At 72.1% G+C, this 20,380-nt stretch carries 16 protein-coding genes and 1 riboswitch; of the genes, 5 read left to right on the forward strand and 11 right to left on the reverse strand.

The features are described 5' to 3' along the window. Positions 1-3 precede the first annotated feature (3 nt). A complete protein-coding gene (locus ACFQ3T_RS11640; RefSeq protein WP_380723203.1) occupies positions 4-432 on the forward strand; it encodes a LapA family protein in 429 nt (142 codons plus the stop codon). On the opposite strand, the gene ACFQ3T_RS11645 is transcribed toward ACFQ3T_RS11640, so the two are convergent. The 8 genes from ACFQ3T_RS11645 to cobN form a co-directional block, all read right to left on the reverse strand. Continuing rightward, positions 429-3,125 carry a cellulose binding domain-containing protein gene (locus ACFQ3T_RS11645; RefSeq protein ID WP_380723205.1) on the reverse strand — a complete coding sequence of 899 codons (2,697 nt, stop codon included), beginning with the start codon at positions 3,123-3,125 and terminating at the stop codon, positions 429-431. The genes ACFQ3T_RS11640 and ACFQ3T_RS11645 overlap by 4 nt on opposite strands. Next, positions 3,122-3,532, reverse strand: coding sequence for a hypothetical protein (locus ACFQ3T_RS11650; protein WP_380723207.1), 411 nt, complete (start codon positions 3,530-3,532; stop codon positions 3,122-3,124). The genes ACFQ3T_RS11645 and ACFQ3T_RS11650 overlap by 4 nt, the downstream gene beginning before the upstream one ends. A gap of 340 nt (positions 3,533-3,872) precedes the next feature. Next, complete coding sequence (locus ACFQ3T_RS11655) at positions 3,873-4,904, reverse strand: LacI family DNA-binding transcriptional regulator (RefSeq protein WP_380723209.1); 1,032 nt, start codon at positions 4,902-4,904, stop codon at positions 3,873-3,875. Beyond that, positions 4,901-6,316 carry a glycoside hydrolase family 1 protein gene (locus ACFQ3T_RS11660; RefSeq protein ID WP_380723211.1) on the reverse strand — a complete coding sequence of 472 codons (1,416 nt, stop codon included), beginning with the start codon at positions 6,314-6,316 and terminating at the stop codon, positions 4,901-4,903. The genes ACFQ3T_RS11655 and ACFQ3T_RS11660 overlap by 4 nt, the downstream gene beginning before the upstream one ends. A gap of 2 nt (positions 6,317-6,318) precedes the next feature. Then, positions 6,319-7,218 (reverse strand): carbohydrate ABC transporter permease, encoded by a 900-nt coding sequence (locus ACFQ3T_RS11665; protein ID WP_380723212.1) that lies wholly within the window; start codon positions 7,216-7,218, stop codon positions 6,319-6,321. Next, positions 7,218-8,147, reverse strand: coding sequence for a carbohydrate ABC transporter permease (locus ACFQ3T_RS11670; RefSeq protein WP_380723230.1), 930 nt, complete (start codon positions 8,145-8,147; stop codon positions 7,218-7,220). Before ACFQ3T_RS11670 ends, ACFQ3T_RS11665 begins: the two co-directional genes overlap by 1 nt. Before the next feature lie 74 nt (positions 8,148-8,221). Continuing rightward, complete coding sequence (locus tag ACFQ3T_RS11675; protein ID WP_380723213.1) at positions 8,222-9,508, reverse strand: ABC transporter substrate-binding protein; 1,287 nt, start codon at positions 9,506-9,508, stop codon at positions 8,222-8,224. Between the two features lie 679 nt (positions 9,509-10,187). Then, a complete protein-coding gene (gene cobN / locus ACFQ3T_RS11680; protein ID WP_380723215.1) occupies positions 10,188-13,751 on the reverse strand; it encodes a cobaltochelatase subunit CobN in 3,564 nt (1,187 codons plus the stop codon). A 34-nt stretch (positions 13,752-13,785) separates the two neighbouring features. Further along, a riboswitch (cobalamin riboswitch) is annotated at positions 13,786-13,915 on the reverse strand. 11 nt (positions 13,916-13,926) lie between these two features. Between cobN and ACFQ3T_RS11685 the strand changes: the two genes are divergently transcribed. The 3 genes from ACFQ3T_RS11685 to ACFQ3T_RS11695 are packed head-to-tail and all read left to right on the forward strand — an operon-like array spanning position 13,927 to position 17,026. Next, entirely contained in the window at positions 13,927-14,937 is a 1,011-nt protein-coding gene (locus ACFQ3T_RS11685) for a hypothetical protein (protein WP_380723217.1), read from the forward strand. Continuing rightward, entirely contained in the window at positions 14,934-15,560 is a 627-nt protein-coding gene (locus tag ACFQ3T_RS11690) for a precorrin-8X methylmutase (RefSeq protein ID WP_380723218.1), read from the forward strand. Before ACFQ3T_RS11685 ends, ACFQ3T_RS11690 begins: the two co-directional genes overlap by 4 nt. Then, complete coding sequence (locus tag ACFQ3T_RS11695) at positions 15,557-17,026, forward strand: precorrin-3B C(17)-methyltransferase (RefSeq protein ID WP_380723220.1); 1,470 nt, start codon at positions 15,557-15,559, stop codon at positions 17,024-17,026. The genes ACFQ3T_RS11690 and ACFQ3T_RS11695 overlap by 4 nt, the downstream gene beginning before the upstream one ends. Here the strand turns inward: ACFQ3T_RS11695 and ACFQ3T_RS11700 are convergent. Beyond that, positions 17,001-17,699 (reverse strand): cobalt-precorrin-6A reductase, encoded by a 699-nt coding sequence (locus ACFQ3T_RS11700; protein ID WP_380723222.1) that lies wholly within the window; start codon positions 17,697-17,699, stop codon positions 17,001-17,003. The two genes, ACFQ3T_RS11695 and ACFQ3T_RS11700, sit on opposite strands and share 26 nt — an antisense overlap. A 29-nt stretch (positions 17,700-17,728) precedes the next feature. On the opposite strand from ACFQ3T_RS11700, the gene ACFQ3T_RS11705 reads away from it, so the two are divergent. Beyond that, positions 17,729-18,787 (forward strand): cobalt-precorrin-5B (C(1))-methyltransferase, encoded by a 1,059-nt coding sequence (locus tag ACFQ3T_RS11705; RefSeq protein WP_380723224.1) that lies wholly within the window; start codon positions 17,729-17,731, stop codon positions 18,785-18,787. 130 nt (positions 18,788-18,917) lie between these two features. On the opposite strand, the gene cobM is transcribed toward ACFQ3T_RS11705, so the two are convergent. Beyond that, the gene (gene cobM / locus ACFQ3T_RS11710) at positions 18,918-19,661 is read right to left on the reverse strand and encodes a precorrin-4 C(11)-methyltransferase (RefSeq protein WP_380723226.1); all 744 of its coding nucleotides are present in this window, start codon (positions 19,659-19,661) and stop codon (positions 18,918-18,920) included. Further along, on the reverse strand, positions 19,658-20,380 hold a 723-nt coding region (gene cbiT, locus ACFQ3T_RS11715), incomplete at its 5' end, for a precorrin-6Y C5,15-methyltransferase (decarboxylating) subunit CbiT (protein WP_380723228.1). The genes cbiT and cobM, both read right to left, overlap by 4 nt.

Raw genomic sequence — 20,380 nt, forward strand, 5'->3', positions numbered from 1 at the left:
GTCGTGACCACCCCGCGTGACGACGACCGCACCGAAGCGCTGCCGGCCAGCCCGATCCCGGACGGCCCGCCGGCGGTGGGCCCGCGGGAGACGGGACCGAACGCCCTGGAGCCCACGCCGCCCCCGATCGCCTCGCCGGCCCCGCCGGACCACCGGACCGAGGACGCGGGGAAACCGCCGAAGCTGAAGCCGACCCGGATCAGCGGCACGTGGGTCGCGGTGCTGGCGTCGATCGTCGTGCTGATCGTGCTGCTGGTGTTCATCCTGCAGAACCTCGCCGGCGTGACGATCCACTTCCTCGGCGCGGCGGGCACGTTGCCGCTGGGCGTGGCCCTGCTGTTCGCGGCGATCGCGGGCGCGATCGTGGTGGCCCTGGTCGGCGCAGCTCGGATCACGCAGCTGCGCCGCCAGGCCAAACGAGGGCTGCGTTAGCCGAGTGAACAGGTCCTACCGTTCAGCGTGAAGCCGGTGGGTGCGACGTTGCTGCCCTGCCAGCTCGCCTGGAATCCGAAGTCCACCGAGCGACCCGCTCCGATGGTCCCGTTCCAGCCCTCGTTGGTCACCGTGACGGCGGCGCCGCTCTGCGACACCTTGCCGTTCCAACTGTGGACGATCTTCTGGCCGTTCGCGAACGACCAGCCGAGGTTCCAGCCCGTGACGGCGCTCGTCCCCCGGTTGGTGATCTTCACCGACGCGGTGAAGCCACCTCCCCACTGGCTGCCGACCGAGTACCGCACGGAGCAGTCGCCGAGCGGCGGCTGGTCCGTGGTCGTCGTGGTCGTCCCAGTGGTGGTCGTGGTGGTGGTGCTGGTGGACGTGGTCGTGGTGCCGGTGGGCTCGGTCGTGCTGATGTTGCCGCTCGGGTCGGCGACGAGCACGCCACGCCCGTTGGTGCCCAGGTAGACGCGGCCGTAGACGCGCGGGTCACCGGTGATGGCCTCGCCCATGTTCCCGTACTGGTGGGCGTCGTCGTTGATCCGCACCCAGCCGAGGCCGGCCTCGTCGTCCGACCGGTACACGCCGGTCTTGCCGTTGAGGGTCAGCACCGCGTACAGCGCGGGGTAGGTCTTGCCCTCGGCGGGCTTGCCGAAGCCGATGTTGACCGCGCTGGTGATGTGGTCGCGGGTCTTGGCGACCGTCGCGCCGGAGTCGGTCGAGCGGAACAGTCCGCCCTCGCCCGCCAGCCAGAGGTGGCCCTCGTGGCCGGGCACGGCGTGCAGCCTGGCCACGTTCGCGGTCGGGCCGGCGGTGAACGTCGCGCCGCCGTCCGTGCTGACGTAGACGGTGTCGTCGGCCAGCCCGTAGAACTTCTTCGGGTTCACCCGGTCCGCCTCGACCACGGCGCCCGCCGGGATGCCGGTGGACGGCGTCCAGGTGTTGCCGAAGCCCACCGAGTAGTGGACCGCCGCGCCGCCGGGGCTCCACACGAACCGGCTGCCGTCGGCCGCCGCCGCCACGGTGCCGCCGCCGGTGACGCCCGCCGGATCGGCGCCCGCGAACCAGTTCGCGCCGCCGTCGGTGGAGAACGCCACGTGCGCCGGTCCGTCGACGTTGCCGGCGCGGACCACGACCGACGGGTTCGCCTCGGCGTAGTCGAGGCTCGTGGTGGTGGTGAAGAACGGCTGCTGGAACATCATCGACGGCACCTTGGTGACGTCGTCGTGCCGGAACCCGCCGATGTCGCCGAGACCGCTGATCAGCGGCGCGCCCGTGGGCGGGCTGATCAGGTCGAGCACCGCGGTCTCCTCCAGCCCCGCGGCGGTCGGCTTGATCGTGATCTGGCCGCCGGTGTCCCACTTCGTGAGGTCCGTGGTGCCGTAGACGGTCGCGCCGGTGCCGTACATCATCCGGTTGGAGTCGAACGGGTCGATCTCCAGCGACTCGGTCATCCAGCCCAGCTTCGGGCTGACCTCCGGCGGCGCCGGGTTCGCGCCCATGCTCAGCCACGGCGAGGACGTGATGTCCATCTTGTAGCGGAACGACCGGTTCGGGTAGCCCGCCCAGTCCCAGATCCGGGTCCACGTCGCGCCGCCGTCCGTGCTGCGGAAGAACGTGACGTCCGGCCACCAGGCGATCTGGGTGGCCACCATGATCGTGCCGGGGTTCTGCCGGTCGACGGTGAGACCGCTGTAGCCGAACAGGTTGTCCGCGCTCGACGAGGGCACCGGGCTGATCTGCGTCCACGCGCCGGTGGCGGTGTCGTACTTCCAGACGTCGCCCTTGCCGCCGTCGTACGGGCCGCCCTTGTCGCTGGTCGCGAGGTACAGGAAGCCGCCCTGGTGGTCGAGCACGCCCTTGTGGGCGATGTAGCCGGTCGGCTGGCCCGCCAGCCGCTCCCACGTCACGCCCGCGTCGGTGGTGCGGTAGACGGTGTTCTCCTTGTCGGCCACGCCGACGTAGACCGTCTTGCTGGGGCTGCCCGCCGTCGACGACCGCGGGTCGTAGGTCACCCAGACCACGCCCTGGTTGTCGCCCGCGTAGCCGCCGGGGTCGTTCGGGTTCTCGACGTAGTTGCCGGGGTTGGGGAAGCTCACCACCTGCGACCACGTCACGCCGCTGTCCGTGCTGCGCCACAGGCCCTTGCCGCTGGGCGCGCCGAGGTACAGCACCCGGCCGTCGTTGGGGTCGACGGCCAGCCGCTCCCCCATGCCGCGGCCCGGCATGTTGCCGCCAAGCTTGAAGGGCAGTACGGACGTCTGCCACGTGTCGCCGCGGTCGGACGAGCGGAGGATCGCGCCGTTGTTCGGGTCCCAGCCGTTGGTGTACATGCCCACGGCCGCGTACACCTTGTCGGCGTCCTTGGGGTCGGGGGCGATGCTGACGACGCCGTTGTAGCCCCAGTTCTCGTAGCCGACCCAGTCCAGCAGCGGGGTCCACCGGCCGGTCGCCTGGTTCCACCGGTACGCGCCGCCGATGTCGGTGCGCGAGTAGATCAGGTCCTTCTCGGCGGGGCTGAAGACGATGCCCGGCACGAAGCCGCCGCCCTCGATCTCCACGTTGCGCCACTTGTGCGGCTGCACGATCGCCGAGGCGGACGGTTCGGCGGCCGGGCTGACCGCGTTCGACACCAGCACGACACCGAGCGCGGCCACGGCCGCGGTCGTCAACGCCAGAAGCCGTCTCATGGCTCCACTCCCCAGACTCGTGATCCGCCGACGACGGCGAGGACGTGCCGCGCGGTGGCGGTGGCGGTGGCGGCGCCGGTCGCCCGGCGGTGGTCGTTGGTCGCGGCGAGGCCGTGCCCAGGGCCGCTGCGGGCCAACCGGTCCGACAGGTCACCCGCGCGGCGGTTCAGCCGGTCGCCGGCGTGTCGGTCCGACCGAGGGCCGACACCGCGGACCAACCGGCGGTCCGCCCGGTCCGACGAGTCATCCACGCGGCGGTTGAGCCCTGCGCCGGCGCAGCGATCCGGTCGGTGGGCGGTGAGCCGCGACCCGGTGGCGACCCGTCCCGAGTCCGCGGACGCGGTGGCGGGGCCGTTCGACCGCAGCACGACGGAGGTCACCGCGAGCGGGGTCCGTCGGGCTGCCATCGTGCTGCGCTCCTTTGCGCGGGGGTGGGGGGAGGCGGATGGGCGAAAGGGACCGCTCCCCCCGAGCTTGTCTCCGCATGACGTCTGGGAGCGCTCCCAGATCACGCAGGTTGGACCGTAGCCAGGGTGATCCACCTCCGGCAAGGAGGCGGCGTTACGCCATCCGAGTGAAGTGCGGTCCCGACCGCGCACCCGGCGTGTCGAACCCGTCGAACGGAGGTCGAATCGCTTCGAAAACACCGAGACCCGGGCCTCGGCCCGGGTCTCGGCACGCTCGTCGCGACCCGGGAACCCCGGGTCGGAGGTGTTCAGGCGGGACGCGATGCCCGCCGGTGACGGGTCAGGCGCTGGACCTGGACACCATCGAGGTCGGCAGGAGCAGGAACGGCGGCAGGTTCTCCTCGCCGGCCAGCTCCGCCATCAGCCGCCACGTCATGGTCCGGCCCAACTGCTCCACGTCCTGGCGGATCGTGGTCAGCGGCGGGACCGCGGTGGAGGCGATCATCAGGTCGTCGAACCCGACCACGGCAACGTCCTCGGGCACCCGCTTGCCGTGCGCGTGCAGGGTCTGCAACGCGCCGAGCGCCATGATGTCCGCGCCGACGAACACGGCGTCGAGGTCCGGCGCCCGCTTGAGCAGGTCGGCCATCGCCACCGCGCCGCTCTCCGGCGTGAAGTCGCCGTACGCGACGAGGTCGGTGTCCAGCCTGGCCTGGCTCAGGCCGCGCTTCCAGCCGGACAACCGGTCCATGCCCACCGCCATGTCGCGCGGGCCGGCGATGGTGGCGATGCGCTTGCGACCCAGCGAGACCAGGTAGCGAGCCGCCTCCATGGCGCCGTTGAAGTTGTCCGAGTCGACGTAGGGCACTCCGCCCGCCCCGAGGGGCCTGCCGCCGACGACGGTCGGCAGGCCCGCGTCGGCGAGCGTGCGGGGCAGCGGGTCCTGGCCGTGCAGGCTGATCACCAGCACGCCGTCCACGTGGCCGCCGCAGAGGTAGTTGACCAGGTCCTGCTCGTCGCCCTCCTTGCTCATCATGAGGACGAGCTGGACCCGCTTGCCCGCCAGCTCGGCGTGCACACCGCGGAGCACACCGGCGAAGAACGGGTCGGCCAGCACCCGGCTGCCCTGTTCGGACACCACCAGGGCGATGCAGTTGGCCCGGCTGCCCGCGAGCGTCCGAGCCGCCTGGTTCGGGCTGTACCCGAGGCGTCCGATGGCCTGGTGGACCGCCTCACGCGCCCGCGAGCTGACGTACGGTTCGCCGTTGATCACCCGCGACACGGTCGACTTGGACACACCGGCTGCACGAGCGACCTCCTCCAGCCGGGTGTTGGGTCGTCGTGCCTTGGGTGGGTCAACGGCATCCGTCACGGAGCGACCGTCGCCGTGAGAGCGTTGCCACGGGCAACCTGCGAGTACCACATGGCACTCATCTTAGGCGTCCGAACCTGCGTCTCGTAGTCGACATGCACGATCCCGAACCGCTTCGCGTACCCCTCGGCCCACTCGAAGTTGTCCATGAGCGACCACGCGAAGTAACCGCGGAGGTCGACACCCGCCTCGATGGCCGCATGCGCCGCCCTGAGGTGCGACTCGATGTAACCGAGGCGCTCGGGGTCGTCGATCGACCCGTCGTCGTTGATGGAGTCGACGTAGGCGGCGCCGTTCTCGGTGACGTAGAGCGGGATGCTCGGGTAGTCCTGGTGCACCCGCATGAGCACCTTGAACAGGCCGTCCGGCTGCACCTCCCAGTCCATCGCCGTCCGCGGCAGGCCGCGGCTGGGGAACGAGACGTGCTCCGCGCCGACCCAGGGCGACCCGGTCGGGCGGCGGCCGTTGGACTGGACCGGCGCCTCGGGCTCCGGCTCCGGGGTGCCGCTGACGAAGTGCTCGGCGTAGTAGTTGACGCCCAGCTGGTCCAGCGGGGCCGAGATGATCTCCAGGTCGTTCTCGCGGATGTGCTTCGAGAACCCGTACGGCTCGAGGTCCTCGACGATGTCCGCCGGGTACTCGCCCTTGAACAGCGGGTCGAGGAAGATCCGGTTCTGGAGGCCGTCGAGCCGGCGCGCGGCGTCGAGGTCCGCCGGGTCGTCCGGGTCCGCCGGGATGATCGGGTACATGTTGAGCGTGATGCCGACCTTGGCGTTCGGCGCCTGGTCGCGGATCGCCGCGGTGGCGAGGCCGTGGGCCAGCAGCAGGTGGTGCACGGCCGCGACGGCGGCCTCCGGCTCCTGGCGGCCGGGCGCGTGGATGCCCGCCGCGTAGCTCAGCAGCGACGAGCACCACGGCTCGTTGAGCGTGGTCCAGTTGTCCACCCGGTCGCCCAGCGCGCCGACGACCGACTCGGCGTACTCCGCGAAGCGGTACGCCGTGTCCCGGTTGGCCCAGCCGCCCTCGTCCTCGAGGGTCTGCGGGAGGTCCCAGTGGTAGAGCGTCAGCCACGGGGTGATGTTGTTCTCGAGCAGCTTGTCGACCAGCCGGGAGTAGAAGTCCAGGCCGAGCTGGTTGACCGGACCGGCGTCCGGTCGGATGCGGGGCCACGCGGTGGAGAACCGGTAGGCGTGCAGCCCGAGGTCGACCATCAACTGGACGTCTTCGTCCACCCGGTTGTAGTGGTCGGCGGCCGGGTCACCCGTGTCACCGCCCACCACCGCACCCGGAAGCTTGCAGAACGTGTCCCAGATGGACGCGGTGCGACCGTCAACGGTTGTCGCGCCTTCGATCTGGAACGCCGCGGTCGCGGCGCCCCACACGAATCCCTCGGGAAAGGAAATCGACTCCACAGCTACCCCTTCACAGCACCCTGCATGATCCCGGCGACGATCTGCCGACCGAGTACGAGGAAGACGATCAGAATCGGGACCGTGGCCATCGTGGTCCCGGCGAGCACGAGCGAGTTGTCGACGTAGTAGCCGCTCTGCAACTTCTCCAGGGCGACCTGCATCGTCGGGTTGTCCGCGTTGAGCACGATCAGCGGCCAGAGGAAGTCGTTCCACGACATCATGAACGTGAAGATGCCGAGCATGGCGGCGGCCGGGCGCACCGCGGGCAGGCACACGTGCCAGAACGTGCGGATCATGCTGCACCCGTCCATGCGGGCCGCCTCGATCAGCTCGTCGGGCACGGCGTCGGCGATGTACTGGCGCATCCAGAACACGCCGAACGCGGTCACCAGGTTGGGGACGATGACCGCGCCGAGGGTGCCGGACCAGCCGAACTCCGCCATCGCCATGTAGAGCGGGATGATCCCGAGCTGCGTGGGGACGGCGAGCGTGGCGACCACGAACACCATGAGGGGTCCGCGGCCCTTGAACCGGAGCTTGGCGAACGCGAAGCCCGCCAGCGTGGACAGGACCACCACCGACAGGGTGACCGTGCCGGAGACGATGATGCTGTTGCCCAGCGCCTTCCAGAACGGGATCGAGTCCAGCACCCGGGAGGCGTTGGAGAAGAAGTGCCCGCCGGGCAGCAGCGGCCCCTCGGACTTGAACGTGCCGTCGTCGTGGCTGGCGGCGAGGAACGACCAGTAGAACGGGAACGCCGAGCCGAGGATGAACGCGATCAGGATGCCGTAGACGACGAAGCCGGGACGCCGCTCGGAGAGCGACACCGCCCTCGACCGCCGGGGCTTCCTGGCTTCGGGCGCGGCGGCGAAAGGCGCCGGGCGGTCGGTGATGGTGGCCATCACGCCTCCCCACTGGACGCGAGCCTGCGGGTGAGCAGGAAGTTGATCCCCGCGATCGCGATGACGACGATGAACAGCACCCAGGCCATGGCCGAGGCGTAGCCCAGGTCGAAGCTCTGGAAACCGGACTGGTACATGTAGAGCACGACCGTCTGGTACTGGTTGGTCGCGCCGCCGTTGCTGCTGCCCGAGGGCGCGAACAGCTTCGGCTCGGTGAAGATCTGCAGGCCGCCGATGGTCGAGGTGACCACCACGAAGATCATGGTGGGGCGCAGCAGGGGCAGCGTGATGCTGAAGAACTGGCGCACCTTGCTCGCGCCGTCGACCCACGCGGCCTCGTAGACGTCGCGCGGGATGGCCTGCATCGCGGCCAGCACGATCAGGGCGTTGTAGCCCGTCCAGCGCCAGTTGACCATGGTGGCGATGGCGACGTGGCTCCACCACCGCTCGGCCTGCCAGTCGATCCGCTCGATGCCGAACAACTCGAGGATGTCGTTGACCGACCCGTACTGGACGCCGAACAGGTCGCCGAAGATGATGGTCAGCGCGACGAGGCTGGCGACGTAGGGCAGCAGCACGCCCATCCGCCAGCCGGTGCGACCGCGCAACGCCGTGTTCAGCAGCGCGGCGAGCAGCACCGCCGTGATGACCTGCGGGATCGTGGACATCGCGAAGATGCTGAGGGTGTTGACCATCGCGTTCCAGAACTGCGCGTCGGCCAACAGCGTGGTGTAGTTCTCGACGCCGACGAAGGCTTGCTCGTCGGCGCCCAGCTCCCAGTCGAACAGGGAGATGTACGCGGTGTAGAGCAGGGGGAACAGCCCGACGACCGCGAACAGGATGAAGAACGGGGCGATGTACAGGTACGGGGAGACCTTCACGTCCAGGCGGGTCAGCCGGTAGCGCCAGCCGAGCTTCGCCGGACCCATGTCATCGTTGTCGTCGCGCCGCGGCGGGCGGGGCTCGGAGCCCCGCCCGCGCGCGACCGAAAGCTCGGTCGTCATTACTTGGCAGCCTTCTTGGCTCCCTCGACGACCTGCTTCCACGCGTCCTCAGGAGAGGTGCCCTGCTCGACCGACAGCAGCGCCGGGGAGACGATGTTGTCCTGGATCTCGCCGTCCTTCGGGCCCTTGTACTGCGCCGCCGCGACCTTGTTGGCCTGCTCGGCGAACAGCATGCCGACCTTCTCGCCGCCGAAGTACTCGCTGGTCTGGTTGAGCAGCTCCGGCGAGATCAGGGCCTCGGTCTGGCTCGGGAACGTGCCCTTGGCCTTGAACGCCTTGATCTGCTGCTCCGGCGCGGTCAGCCACGCGGCCAGCTTGGCGGCCTCGGCCTTGTTCTTGCCCTGCTTCGGGACGGTCAGGTACGAGCCGCCCCAGTTGCCGCCGCCGCCGGGGAACGCGGCCGTGACGGCCCACTTGCCCTTGTGCTCGGGGCCGGCGTTGCCCTCGATGACGCCCAGCATCCACGACGGGCAGGTCTTGGTGGCGAACGCCGACTCCTTGAAGCCGGTCTCCCACTCCGGGCTCCACGCGGCGAGCTTGGCCGACTGGCCGCCCGCGACCGCGGCGGTGACCTGGTCCCAGATCTTCTTGTCGTCGTTGGTCTCGATCACGAGCTTGTCGTCGCGGTCGAAGTAGCCGGTCTTGGCCTGGTTGTGCATCGGGTTGAAGATCTGCGCGGCCGAGTCGAACCACGGCTTCTTGGTGGCGGCGACGTAGCGGTCACCGGCCTCGAAGTACGAGTCCCACGTGGCGAACAGGGCCTTCACGCCCTCGGGGTCGGACGGCAGGCCGGCGGCCTCGAAGAGGTCCTTGCGGTAGCACATGGCCAGCGGGCCGATGTCGGTGCCGTAGCCGATGAGCTTGCCGTCCTTGGTGGTGACGGCGTCGACCTTCCACTGCAGCCAGCGGTCCTCGCGGACGTCCTTCGGACCGATCTCCTTCAGGTCCTCGAACTGGCCCGACTTGGCCATGACCTGGCTCAGGAAGCCCTCTTCGACGGCCTCGACGTCGGCCAGACCGGAGCCCGCGCCCAGCTTGGTGAACAGGTTCTGGTGGTGCGGCGCGCCCTGTCCGGTCTTGCGCTGCGTGACCTTGACGTTCGGGTTGGCGGCCTCGTACTCCTTGAGGAGTTCCTCGTAACCGAACTCGTTGAAGGTCGCGATGGTCAGCTCGACCTTGCCATCGGACGAGGTTCCGGATCCGCCCGAGCCGCATGCCGTAGCGGCTGCGGCGAGCACTGCGGTGCAGGCCAGGACTTTGGCCAAGCCTGCTCGACGGTAGCGCACGAGAACTCCTCAGTTGATCGGCGGTGAACGTTCTGGGAGCGCTCCCAGGTTTTGGGGGAGTGTGGTTCGCGCCACGGAGTTGTGTCAAGCTCCCGTGTCCGCGCTGTTACCGACCTTGCGACATTCGCCCTGCTGGACCGATTCCGCCGGCGGTGCCGCCAGTGGTCCGTTCAGGCACAGTTCGTAGACCGATCGGACACGCTCGGTTCACCTCGCGAGCCGGAGATCCGGAACGCATTCACAAGCCGTAACCCGCTCACCCGGCACCAGTGTCCACCGGACCGCGCGACACGCGACGCCGGGGTGGGGTTCGGGAGTGTTCCGCGTCACGGCACGGCGAGTCGCCGGCCGCGCACGGGGAGTCGTCCGGTGAGCCGACGGCCGTCTCCGCCGAGTTGTCCGAGTGGCCCCGATCGGGCGCCCGCGGGCCGCCCGCAATCGTCCATTCAGGACCAGAGCCGGCCCGTTCCGCCGCTGTTCGGCGCCGGGGTATTCCCGAGGAGCCCGAATATAGGGGTACCCCTCATTCGGGTCGCGATCGCAATCGTGATCCGACCGGCTGTTCGACTCGCCATTCGACGCGAACCGGACCCACCGGCCGCCGCCGCGGCTCGGCTCCGCGGGCGAGTCCGGTTCGTGATCGGGCCGCCGCGTTCCGGGGAACGCGGCGGCCGGGTGGTCAGCGCCCGTCTTCCAGGTCGCCCTCGGTTTCGAGGTACGCGGTCCGGAGGGCGGCCAGCGTCTCCGGCTCCGGGTGCTCCCACATACCGCGCTCGGCCGCCTCCAGCAGGCGTTCCGAGATGCCGTGCAGCGCCCACGGGTTGGATTCGGTCAGGAACTTCCGGTTCTCCGGGTCCAGCACGTAACTGGCCGCCAACTGCTCGTACATCCAGTCGGCGACGACACCGGTCGTGGCGTCGTAGCCGAACAGGTAGTCGACCGTGGCGGCCAATTCGAACGCGCCCTTGTACCCGTGCTTGCGCATCGCGGCCAACCATTTCGGGTTGACCACCCTGGCGCGGAAGATGCGATTCGTTTCCTCGTGCAGGGTCCGGGTGCGCACGGCGTCGGGACGGGTGCTGTCGCCGACATAGGCGGCGGGCGCTTTCCCGGTCAACGCGCGCACCGTGGCGACCATGCCGCCGTGGTACTGGAAGTAATCGTCGGAATCGGCGATGTCGTGTTCACGGGTGTCGATGTTCTTCGCGGCGACGGCGATCCGCCGGTACGCGTTCTCCATCGCCGGTCGCGCTTCGACGCCGTCCAGTTCCCGACCGTAGGCGTACCCGCCCCAGACGGCGTACACCTCGGCGAGGTCGGCGTCGTCCCGCCAGTTCCGGCTGTCGATGAGCGGGAGGAGACCGGCGCCGTACGCGCCCGGTTTGCTGCCGAAGACGCGCATTGTCGACCGGCGCTCGTCGTGGTGCTGTGCCAGATCCGCCTGCGCGTGAGCCCGGACGAAGTTGTCGGCGTCGGACTCGTCGAGGTTCGCGACCAGTCGCACCGCGTCGTCGATCAGTGCCACCACGTGGGGGAATGCGTCGCGGAAGAACCCGCTGATGCGCACCGTCACGTCGATTCTCGGCCGGTTCAGCTCATCCAGCGGGATCACCTCCAGACCCGTGACCCGGCGTGACTGGTCGTCCCAGGTCGGCCGCACGCCCAGCAGCGCCAGCACCTCGGCGATGTCGTCACCGGCGGTGCGCATGGCGCTCGTGCCCCAGACCGACAGGCCCACGGACGGGGGCCACTCCCCCGTGTCCGCCCGGTAGCGCTCCAGCAGCGAGTCGGCCATCGCCTGGCCGGTCTCCCAGGCCAGCCGGGACGGCACCGCCTTGGGGTCGACCGAGTAGAAGTTCCGGCCGGTCGGCAGCACGTTCACCAGGCCGCGCAGCGGCGACCCGCTCGGACCGGCCGGGACGTAACCGCCGTCGAGCGCGTGCAGCACGTTCGTCATCTCGTCCGTCGTGCGGGCGAGCCGGGGCACGACCTCGGTGGCGGCGAACTCCAGGATGCGCGCGACATCGCCGTTGTCGGTGAGGCCGCGGGCGGCGTTCACGTCCCAATTGGCGTCTTCCATGGCCTGGACGAGCGCGCGGGCCTCCGCCTCGACCCGGTCGGTGCTCGTCCGGGTGGTGTCGGCGAGCCCCAGCGCCTCGCGCAGGCCGGGCAGGGCGGCGGTCTGGCCCGCCCACATCTGCTTGGCCTGGAGGATGGCCAGGACCAGGTTGACGCGGGTCTCGCCGGTGGGCGCCTCGCCGAGGACGTGCAGGCCGTCGCGGATCTGGACGTCCTTCACCTCGCACAGCCAGCCGTCGACGTGGAGGATCAGCTCGTCGAACTCGGCGTCGTGCGGCCGGTCGTCCAGCCCCAGGTCGTGGTCGAGCTTCGCGGCCTGGATGAGGGTCCAGATCTGGGCCCGGATGGCGGGCAGCTTGGCCGGGTCCATCGCGGCGATGTTCCCGTGCTCGTCCAGCAGCTGTTCCAGGCGGGCGATGTCGCCGTAGCTGTCGGCCCGCGCCATCGGCGGCACCAGGTGGTCCACGAGGGTGGCGTGCGCGCGCCGCTTCGCCTGGGTGCCCTCGCCCGGGTCGTTGACCAGGAACGGGTAGATCAGGGGCAGGTCGCCGAGGGCGGCGTCGGGACCGCAGCCCGCCGACAGGCCGACGGTCTTGCCGGGCAGCCACTCGAGGTTGCCGTGCTTGCCGACGTGCACCACGGCGTCGGCGCCGAACTCGTCCTCCAGCCAGCGGTACGCGGCCAGGTAGTGGTGGCTCGGCGGGAGGTCGGGGTCGTGGTAGATCGCGATGGGGTTCTCGCCGAAGCCGCGCGGCGGCTGCACCATGACGACGACGTTGCCGGAGCGCAGGGCGGCCAGGACGATCTCGCCGTCCCGGTCCCGCGACCGGTCCACGAACAGGGTGCCGGGCGCCGCGCCCCAGTGCCGTTCCATCCCCTCGCGGGTGTCCTCCGGCAGGGTGGCGTACCACTCCGCGTAACGGGCCGCCGGGAGCCGCACCGGGTTGCCCTGGAGCTGCTCCTCGGTGAGCCAGTCGGCGTCCTGGCCGCCGGCGGCGATCAGCGCGTGGATCAGCGCGTCGCCGTCGAGGTTCGCCACGCCCGGCAGGTCGTCGCCGATGTCGTAGCCGTGGTCCTTCATCGCGGCGAGCAGCCGCACGACGCTGGCCGGGGTGTCGAGGCCGACCGCGTTGCCGATGCGGGAGTGCTTGGTCGGGTACGCCGAGAGCATGACGGCGACGCGGCGCTCGGCCTGCGGGATGTGGCGGAGCCTGCCGTGGCGGACGGCGATGCCGGCGACCCGCGCCGCGCGCTCCTCGTCGGCGACGTAGACCGTGAGCCCGTCCTCGTCGACCTCCTTGAACGAGAACGGCACGGTGATGATCCGGCCGTCGAACTCGGGGATCGCCACCTGGGTCGCGGTGTCCAAAGGGGACAGTCCGTCGTCGTTCCCGTCCCACGCGGCCCGGCTGCTCGTCAGGCACAGGCCTTGGAGGATCGGCACGTCGAGCGCGGCCAGCGCGCCCACGTCCCACGCGTCGTCGTCACCGCCGGCGGAGGCCGCGGCGGGCTTCGTGCCGCCGGCCGCGAGGACCGTGACGACCAGGGCGTCCGCCTTGCCCAGCTCGGCCAGGAGGGCGGGGTCCGCGGCGCGCAGGGACGCGCAGAAGATCGGCAGGGGCCGGCCGCCCTTGGCCTCGATCGCGTCGCACAGGGCGTGCACGAACGCGGTGTTCCCGGCCACGTGGTGGGCGCGGTAGTACAGGACGGCGATGGTGGGGCCGTCCTCGCCCGCGGCCTCCCGCTCCAGCACGCCCCACGTCGGCGTGGGTTCGGGCGGGGCGAACCCGTGGCCGGTCAGCAGGACCGTGTCCGACAGGAAGTGGTGCAGCTGCGCGAGGTTCGCCGCGCCGCCGTGCGCCAGGTACGCGTGCGCCTCCGCGCACACCCCGCCGGGCACGGTGGACAGCTCCATCAGCGGCGCGTCCGGGTTCTGCTCGCCGCCGAGCACGACGACCGGCAGGCCGGAGGCGAGCAGCCAGTCGAGCCCCTCCTCCCACATCCGGCGACCGCCGAGGATGCGCACGACCACCAGGTCGACGCCCTCGACCAGCGCCGGGAGGTCGTCCACGGCGGTGCGGGCGGGGTTGGCCAGGCGGTAGTCGGCGCCACTCGCGCGGGCGGACAGCAGGTCGGTGTCGGAGGTCGACAACAGCAGGATCACGTGCGGGCTCCATCCCTCGGGGGTCCTCGCCCCGGTCGTGGGGGACGGCGAGCGGAGTTCCTGACTCCCGGGGCCTCCCCCGGTCACAGTGGCGGGACCGCGCCGGATTCACACCGGCTTCCTCCTGCTGCTTCGCCGTTCGGAGGTCACCCTAACGGCAGTTAGCATCCAGTCCATGCCCACGGACCGAGTTCGCCCGGACGCCTGCCCCGGCGCCGTCGACGTGCACCAGGCCGCCGACGGCGGGCTGGCCCGCGTGCGGGTGCCCGGCGGGACGTTGAGCGCGGTCCAGTTCGACGCGGTGCGCACGGCCGCGCTGGAGCTGGGTGACGGGTTCCTCGACCTGACCTCACGGGCGAACCTGCAGGTCAGAGGCTTGCCGCCGGGCGCGGAGCACGAGCTGGGCGCCCGCCTGCGCGAGGTCGGGCTGCTGCCGTCGACGACCCACGAGCGCATCCGGAACATCGTCGCCGCGCCGCTGGACGACAACCAGGCGCTGGTCGACGCGATCGACGCGGCCCTGTGCGCGACGCCGGAGCTGGCGTCCCTGCCGGGCCGGTTCCTGGTCACGGTGGGTGGCGCGGTGAGCGGCCTGGCGGGTGACGTCGGGCTGGTCGGCGACGCGTTGTTCCTAGCAGGGCGCGACTCCGGGCTCCGCGTGACCGATCCAGTGGACGCCGTGGTGACCGCCGCGCGCGTCTTCGGCGAGATCCGCGGCGACGCGTGGCGGCTGTCCGAAGTGGACGGCGGTGTGCGGAAGATCACGGAGGCGCTGGGCGTTCCGGGCCCGCCGACGATCGAGCCGGGTGTGACGCCGGTCGCACCGGGCGTCCACGGTTCCGCCGTCGTGGCGGGGGTGCCGCTGGGCCGGTTGGACGCGCGCCTGCTCGCCGGCGCGGCGGTGCGGCTCACGCCGTGGCGCAGCCTGGTGCTGCCCGCCGGGAGCGAGACCAGCGGCCTGTTCACGTCGCCCGACTCGCCGTGGCACGGCGTCAGCGCGTGCACCGGCCGACCGGGGTGCGCCAAGGCGCTCGCCGACGTCCGCGCCGACGCGACCCGCTGGATCGGCGCCCGGTCCACGCCGGGCCGGGCGCACTGGTCGGGTTGCGCGCGCCGGTGCGGGCGGCCGACGGGCGACGTGGTGGAGTTCGTCGCGACCGGCGACGGGTACGAGGAGATCAGGTGACCAGCTACATCAAGGACGGCGCGGAGATCTACCGCCGGTCCTTCGCCACCATCCGGGCCGAGGCCGACCTGGCGCGGTTCCCGGCGGACGTGGCGCGGGTGGTGGTGCGGATGATCCACGCCTGCGGGATGGTCGACCTCGTCACCGACGTCGACCACTCGCCGAACGTGGTCCGCGACGCCCGCGCGGCGCTGCTGGCCGGCGCGCCGGTCCTGTGCGACGCGCAGATGGTGGCGGCGGGCGTGACGCGGCGCAGGCTGCCCGCGGACAACGAGGTCGTGTGCGCGTTGGGCGACCCGCGCGTGCCGGGGCTGGCGGCGGAGCTGGGCAACACCCGCAGCGCGGCGGCGTTGGAGCTGTGGCGCGGCAAGCTGGACGGCGCGGTGGTGGCCATCGGCAACGCGCCGACCGCGTTGTTCCACCTGCTGGACATGGTGGCGGCGGGCGCGCCGCGACCGGCCGCCGTGCTGGGCGTGCCGGTCGGGTTCATCGGGGCGGCCGAGTCGAAGGACGCGTTGGCGGCCAACGACCTGGGGCTGGAGTACCTGGTCGTGCGCGGGCGGCGGGGCGGCAGCGCCATGACCGCGGCGGCGATCAACGCGATCGCGAGCGAGGACGAATGACGGGCAAGCTGTACGGCGTCGGGGTGGGTCCGGGCGACCCGGAGCTGGTGACCGTCAAGGCGGCACGGCTGATCGGCGAGGCGGACGTGGTGGTGTTCCACAGCGCCCGCCACGGGCGGAGCGTGGCGCGCCGGATCGCGGAGCCGTACCTGCGCGCGGGGCAGGTCGAGGAGCAGCTGGTCTACCCGGTCACCACCGAGGACTCCGACGACTACCAGGGCGAGATCGACGCGTTCTACGAGGAGTGCGCGGCGCGGTTGGCCGCCCACCTCGACGCGGGCCGCGTGGTCGTGGTGCTGGCGGCGGGCGACCCGTTCTTCTACGGGTCGTACATGCACCTGCACAAGCGGTTGGCGCACCGGTACGACGCCGAGGTGGTGCCGGGCGTGACGTCGGTCAGCGCGGGTTCCGCCGTGATCGGCCGGCCGCTCGTGGAGCGGGACGAGGTGCTGACCGTGCTGCCGGGGACGTTGTCCGCGGACGCGCTGGTGGAGCACCTGTCGGGCGGCGACCCCGTGGCGATCATGAAGCTGGGCCGGACGTTCCCGCGGGTGCGGGAGGCGTTGGCGCGGGCGGGGCGGCTGGACGAGGCCTGGTACGTGGAGCGGGCCACGACCGGCGCGCAGCGGACCGCGCCGCTGTCCGAAGTGGACGCCGACGGCGTGCCGTACTTCTCGCTGGCGTTGCTGCCGAGCAAGCCGCCGGGCAAGCCCGTGACGGCTTCCGGGCACAGGGGCGAGGTCGTGGTGGTGGGGCTCGGCCCCGCCGGACCCGAGTGGCTGACGCCGGAGGCGCGGCGGGCGCTGGCCGGGGCGGACGACCTGGTCGGGTACGTGACGTACCTGAACCGCGTGCCGGTCGACCCGCGGCAGCGGCGGCACGCGTCGGACAACAAGGTGGAGGCCGAGCGGGCCGCGTTCGCGCTGGACCTGGCCAAGCGGGGACGGCGGGTCGCGGTGGTGTCGTCGGGCGACCCCGGCGTGTTCGCGATGGCCAGCGCGGTGCTGGAGGTGGCGACCGAGGAGCAGTTCGCGGACGTGCCGGTGACGGTGCTGCCGGGGTTGACCGCCGCGCACGCCGTGGCGAGCCGGGTCGGCGCGCCGCTGGGGCACGACTACTGCGTGGTGTCGCTGTCGGACCGGCTCAAGCCGTGGGACGTGATCGAGGAGCGGCTGGAGGCGGCGGCGAAGGCCGACCTGGTGCTGGCGATCTACAACCCGGCCTCGCGCAGCCGGACGTGGCAGGTGGAGAAGGCGCGCGACCTGCTGTTGCGGCACCGCTCCCCCGACACCCCGGTGGTCGTCGGGCGGGACGTCGGCGGGCCGGAGGAGACGGTGCGGGTGGTGCGGCTGGCCGAGCTGGACGCGTCCACTGTGGACATGCGCTGCCTGCTGCTGATCGGCTCGTCGCAGACCACCGTCAGCGCCCGCGGCACGGTGTTCACCCCGCGCCGCTACCCCGGGTGAGCCACGCGACGGCCTCGGCCACCGTCTCCACCAGCGGCGCCGGCGGTGGCGGTGGCCGGCGCACGACGACGACGGGGACGCCGAGGTGACGGGCGGCGGTCAGCTTGGCCGCCGTCATGGGGCCGCCGCTGTCCTTGGTGACCAGCACCTCGACCCGGTGCTCGCGCATCAGCGCGACCTCGCCGTCCACTGTGTACGGTCCGCGGTCCAGCACGAGGTCGAGGCGGGGGTTCGGCGGGTCGGGCGGGTCGACCGTGCGCGCGACACCGCTGGTGAACGCGCCCAGCTCCTGTCGTCCGGTGGTGATGAACGCCCGGCGGCCCGCCACGAGCGCGGCGGCCTCGGCGACGCTGTCCACGTACCGCCAGTCGTCCTCGGGCGGCCAGCCGGGACGGCGCAGGACCAGGAACGGGGTGCCGGTCGCGGTGGTCGCGGCGAGGGCGTTCGCGGTGATGCGGTCGGCGAACGGGTGAGTGGCGTCGATGACCGCGTCGACCCGCTCGGCCCGGAGGTAGGCGACGAGCCCGTCCACGCCGCCGAACCCGCCGATCCGCACCTCGCCCGCCGGCAGCCTCGGGTGGGCCACCCGACCGGCCAGGGACGACACGACCCTCGCCGACGTGAGCGCGGCGGCGAGTTCCCGGGCCTCGCCGGTGCCACCCAGTACCAGCACGGTCTTCACCACTGTTGCATCCTGGCACCGTGAGCACGAACCTGCGCTACGGCTGGACGACGGGCGCCTGCGCCACCGCCGCGACCACGGCGGCGTACACGGCGCTGCTCACCGGCGAGTTCCCCGACCCGGTGGGGATCGTGCTGCCGAAGGGGCAGACGCCGACGTTCGCGCTGGCCCGCGAATCGCTGCACGGGGACCGGGCGTTCGCGGCGGTCGTGAAGGACGCGGGCGACGACCCGGACGTCACGCACGGCGCGCTGGTCGGCGTCACGGTCCGGCACGGCGCGCCCGGCTCCGGGGTCGTGTTCGAGGCCGGTCCCGGGGTGGGCACGGTCACCAAGCCGGGCCTGCCGCTGCCGGTCGGCGAGCCCGCGATCAACCCCGTGCCGCGGCGGATGATGCGCGAGCACGTGGCGCGCGTGGCGGCCGAGCACGGCGGCAGCGGCGACGTCGTCCTGTCGGTCTCGGTCGAGCACGGCGAGGAGCTGGCGCGCCGGACGTGGAACCCGCGGCTGGGCATCCTGGGCGGGCTGTCGATCCTCGGCACGACGGGGATCGTGGTGCCGTACTCGTGCTCGGCGTGGATCGACAGCATCCGGCGCGGGATCGACGTGGCGCGGGCGCAGGGGTACCGGCACGTGGCCGGGTGCACCGGCAGCACGTCGGAGAAGGTGGCGGCCGAGGTGCACGGGCTGCCCGAGGACGCGTTGCTGGACATGGGCGACTTCGCCGGCGCGGTGCTGAAGTACCTGCGCCGCCACCCCGTGCCGAGGCTGACCGTGGCGGGCGGGATCGGGAAGCTGTCCAAGCTGGCGGACGGGCACCTCGACCTCCACTCGCGGCGTTCCCAGGTGAACCTGGGCTTCCTGGCGTCGCTGGTGGACGACCCGGCGCTGGCCGCCGCCGTGACGGAGGCCAACACCGCGCTCGGGGCGTTGCACGTGTGCCAGGCGGCGGGCGTGCCGCTGGGCGACCTGGTCGCGGCGCGGGCCAAGGCGACGGCCGACGACGTCCTGCGCGGCGCTCCCGTCTCCGTGGACGTGATCGTGATCGACCGGGCGGGGACCGTCGTCGGCCGCGCGTGATCCACAGCCACCGGTCGGCGGGCCGTTGGCGTCGGTCCCCGTCGGTAGAATGGAAATCGGGGGGATCCCCGTGCCCCCGGTGCCCGCGAAGCGCCTTTCGAAGCGCCTCACGAAGCCCTCACGGAGCGCCTCACGAACGGCAGCGGGTCGTGGAGTAGAGGTGGCTGTCCGGGAAGCCCTCGGCCGCCAGCACCCGGCCCACGACGATGACGGCGGTCCGCTTGACGCCCGCGGCGAGCACCTGCCCGGCGATGTCGGCGAGGGTGCCGCGCAGGACCACCTCGTCGTTACGGCTGGCCCGCGCGACCACGGCGACCGGGCAGTCCGCGCCGTAGTTCGGCAGCAGGTCGGCCACCACCTCCTCGATCCGCTGCACGGCCAGGTGCAGCACGATCGTGGACCGCGACCGGCCCAGCGACGCCAGGTCCTCCCCCGGCGGCATGGGGGTGGCCCGGGCCGACGTGCGGGTGAGGATCACGGTCTGGCCGACGCCGGGGACGGTCAGCTCGCGGTTGAGCGACGCGGCGGCGGCGGCGAAGGCGGGCACGCCCGGCGTGACGTCGTACGGGATGCCCAGGGCGTCCAGCCGCCGCATCTGCTCGGCCACCGCGCTGAACACCGACGGGTCGCCGGAGTGCAGGCGGGCCACGTCGTGCCCGGCGGCGTGCGCGGCGGCGAGCTCGTCCGTGATCCGGTCGAGGTCGAGGTTGGCCGTGTCGACCAGGCGGGCGCCCGGCGGGCAGTGGTCGAGGACGTCGACCGGCACCAGCGCGCCCGCGTACAGGCAGACCGGGGACTCGGCGATGAGCCGCGCCGCCCGCAGGGTCAGCAGGTCGGCCGCGCCTGGCCCGGCGCCGATGAAGTGGACGGTCACACCTTCTCCTCAGCGACGTTCTCCTTGGCGACCACCCAGGTGGTCACGGGCATCTGCGGGCGCCAGCCGGTGAAGCCGCCGATCGCGGCCGCCCGGCTCACCTCGATCCGGCTCAGGTCGCCGCCCAGCCGGCCGTGCCAGCGCGTCAGCACGGCCTCCGACTCCAGCGTCACGGCGTTGGCCACCAGCCGCCCGCCGGGCTTCAGGGCGGCCCAGCAGCGTTCGACCACGCCTTCGGCGGTGAGCCCGCCGCCGATGAACACGGCGTCGGGCGGCTCCAGCTCCAACGCGCCCGGCGACGTGCCGACGACGACCTCGATGCCCGGCACGCCCAACGCGGTGGCGTTGCGCGTGATGCGCGCGGCCCGCTCGGGGTGCTGCTCCACGGCGATCGCCCGGCAGCTCGGGTGGGTCCGGCACCACTCGACGGCGATGCTGCCGGCGCCCGCGCCGACGTCCCACAGCAGCTCGCCGGGACGGGGCGCGAGCAGCGCCAACGTCACCGCCCGCACCTCCCGCTTGGTGAGCTGGCCGTCGTGCTCGTAGGTGTCGTCGGGCCGGCCGGGGACGAGGGACGCGCCGTCCGCGCCGCACTCGACCGCGAGGACGTGCAGCGGGTCGGCGTCGTCGAGCGCGTGGTGCACCCGCTCCCCCGGCCCGCCCAGCTGCTCCAGCACGGTCAGCCGCGCGTCCGGCGCCAGGGCGGCCACCTCGCGCGG

The organism is Saccharothrix hoggarensis (genome assembly GCF_042678885.1).
Lineage (GTDB): Bacteria > Actinomycetota > Actinomycetes > Mycobacteriales > Pseudonocardiaceae > Actinosynnema > Actinosynnema hoggarensis.